The 2,969-nt window shown below is 70.1% G+C and carries 1 protein-coding gene; it reads left to right on the plus strand.

Going from position 1 to position 2,969, the window contains the following annotated elements; translation table 11 throughout:
- Positions 1-69: 69 nt before the first annotated feature.
- The coding region (locus AB0M67_RS41540; RefSeq protein WP_365753403.1) for a condensation domain-containing protein at positions 70-2,969 on the plus strand (2,900 nt) is incomplete at its 3' end.

The following is a 2,969-nucleotide window of genomic DNA, read 5'->3' on the forward strand; positions in this document are numbered from 1 at the left end:
CGGACCGGGGATGTGGTGCGGTGGACGGCCGATGGTGTGTTGGAGTTTGTGGGGCGGTCCGATGATCAGGTGAAGGTGCGGGGTTTCCGTATCGAACTGGGTGAGGTGGAGTCCGCCCTCGTCTCCCACCCCGAGATCGCACAGGCTGTTGTGCTCGCCCTGTCCGCGGCGGGCGCCGGGAGCGCGAAGCGCCTGGTCGCCTATGTGGTCCCGGGCGCCGGAGCCGTACCGATGGCCGCTGGTCTGCGGGAGTTCCTCGCGGGTGTGCTGCCGGAGTACATGGTGCCGTCCGCCTTTGTGGTGTTGGACGCGTTGCCGTTGATGCCGAACGGCAAGGTCGACCGCAAGGCGCTGGCCGGTGTGGAGTCGTCCCCCGGGTCGTCCGGTGTCGTGGAGGCCGGGTATGTGGCTCCGCGTTCGGCGACGGAGGAGATCCTGTCCGGGATCTGGGCGCGTGTGCTCGGTCTTGAGCGGGTGGGAGTGGAGGACAACTTCTTCGATCTGGGCGGGGACTCGATCCTCAGCATCCAGGTCGTCTCCCAGGCCCGCGCGGCCGGTCTGGCCATCTCGCCCAAGGACGTGTTCGACCGCCAGTCGGTGCGGGCCCTGGCCGAGCATCTGAGCCGGGTGCCCGCGGAACGTGCGCCCGACACCGCCGGGGCCGTTGAGCCCGTCGAGGGCCCGGCACGGCTCACACCCATCCAGGAGTGGTTCTTCGGAGCCCCGGCCGGCCCCTCGCACCGCTTCGACATGTCGATGGCGGCCACGCTCGCCCCCGGCACGGACCTCGACGCGCTCGCGGGTGCGGTGACCGCCCTGGTCGACCACCATGACGCGCTGCGCCTGCGCTTCCTGCGCGACGAGGCTGATGTATGGACGCAGCAGGTCGCTGACGTGGCGGACAGCACCTACACGTATACGGAACACACCGACCTCGCGCATCTCCCGTCCGGCGAGCGGCAGGCCGAGATGGACCGGCTCACGGACCTGGCACGCGACGCGCTGGATCTCACCGACGGACCGCTGCTCCGCGCGCTGACCTTCGGGCTCGGAGAGGACACCGACCGGCTGGTGCTGCTGGTCCACCACGCCGTGGTCGACGGCGTGTCATGGCGGGTGTTGCTGGCGGATCTGGCGCTGGCGTATGGGCAGTTGGTGTCCGGGTCGGTGGTGGATCTGGGGCCGCGTTCCGCGTCGTTCCAGGAGTGGGCTTCGCGGTTGCGTGCGCATGTGGAGGCGGGTGGTTTCGACGCGGAGCTGGAGTACTGGAGCCGGGTCGGCCAGAACGTACCCACCGAGCTGCCGGGCGCGACCACAACAGCCGCCCCGGACGCCCCGGCCGCCCAGACCGAGCCCACGGCGCCGGCCACCGCCTCGGCCGAGCTGTCGGCGGACGCCACGCGCAGACTCGTGCACAAGGTGCCCCCGGTGTACCGCACGCGGGTCAACGAGGTGCTGCTCGCCGTGCTCGCCCGCGTACTCGGCCGGTGGACCGGCCAGGACCGGGTCCTGGTGGACGTCGAGGGGCACGGCAGGGAGGAGATCTTCCCCGGAGTCGACCTGTCCAGGACCGTGGGGTGGTTCACCACCGTCTTCCCCCTGGAACTGGTGTCCGCCACGGAGTCGGGACCTGACGCCGACAACACGAGCAGCGACAACACGAGCGCCGACAATACGAGCGGTGACAACACGAGCGCCGACAACACGAGCGGTGACAACACGAGCGCCGCCTGGGACGTACTGGTCAAGTCCGCCAAGGAGCGGCTGCGTTCGGTGCCCGGCCGTGGTCTCGGCTACGGCGCGCTGCGCCATCTGCGCCGCTCCGTCCCCGAGATCCACCCGCAGGTCAGCTTCAACTACCTCGGCCAGTTCGACACCACCACGGCAGGTGCGTCCGGCTCCTCCCCGCAAGGGCCCCTCCAGGAGATCGGGTTCATCCAGGACGGCGCCGGTCTGCTCGCCGGCCGCGACCACGCGCTCGACGTGACCTCCCGGGTCGCGGACGGACGGCTGCTGGTCAACTTCGTCTGGACGTCCGGTGTGTTCTCCGACGCGGTGATGGAGGAGCTGGCGTCCGGATTCGTCAGCGAGTTGGAGGACTTCCTCGCCCACTGCGAGTCGCCGGGGGCGGGTGGCGTCACGCCGTCGGACTTCCCGCTGTCGCCGCTGGATCAGGCGGGCCTCGACGCGGCGGTCGGTGACGGGCGTGGTGTCGAGGAGGTGCTGCCGTTGATGCCGTTGCAGTCCGGGATGCTCTTCCACGCCCTCGCCGAGGCGGACAGGCCGGCCTACTTCGAGCAGCTGATGTACGTGGTCGACGGTGTGCCGGACGTCGACCGGTTCGCCGCGTCCTGGCAGCGCATGGTCGATGAGATACAGGCGCTGCGGATCGGGGTGGTGTGGGAGGGCGTGCCCGAGCCGGTACAGGTGGTGCACCGGGACGTACGTCTGCCGGTCGAGATCCTGGACTGGCGCGACAGCCTCCTGACCGAACAGGACGCCCGCTGGGAAGCCCTGCTGGCCGCCGATCACCGGCGCGGTCTCGACCTGCGTCAGGTGCCGCTGGCCCGGCTGACCCTGGCCCGGCTCGGCGAGGGCCGCGTCCGGGTGCTGTTCACCTTCCACCACATCCTGCTCGACGGCTGGAGCGTCGCCCGGGTGCTCTCCCTCGTCCTGGACGACTATGCGGCGCGGCGGGACGGGTTGGTGTTGCCGGTGGTGGTGGGTGGTCGTGCGTTGGGTGTGCAGGCGGGGTGGATGGCGGGGCGTGATGTGGGGGTGGCGGAGGAGTTTTGGCGCGCTGGTCTGGCGGGTTTTGACGCGCCGGTGGCGTTGCCGTATGACCGGCCGGCTGTTCATGCCGGTCAGGCCCGGTCTTCGGAGCGGGTGGAGGTGGAGTTGTCGGAGGAATTGTCCGGTCAGCTCTTTTCGTTCGCGCGGCGGCATCGGCTGACCGTCAATGCTGTGGT

The organism is Streptomyces sp. NPDC051662 (assembly GCF_040681655.1).
Classification (GTDB): Bacteria; Actinomycetota; Actinomycetes; order Streptomycetales; family Streptomycetaceae; genus Streptomyces.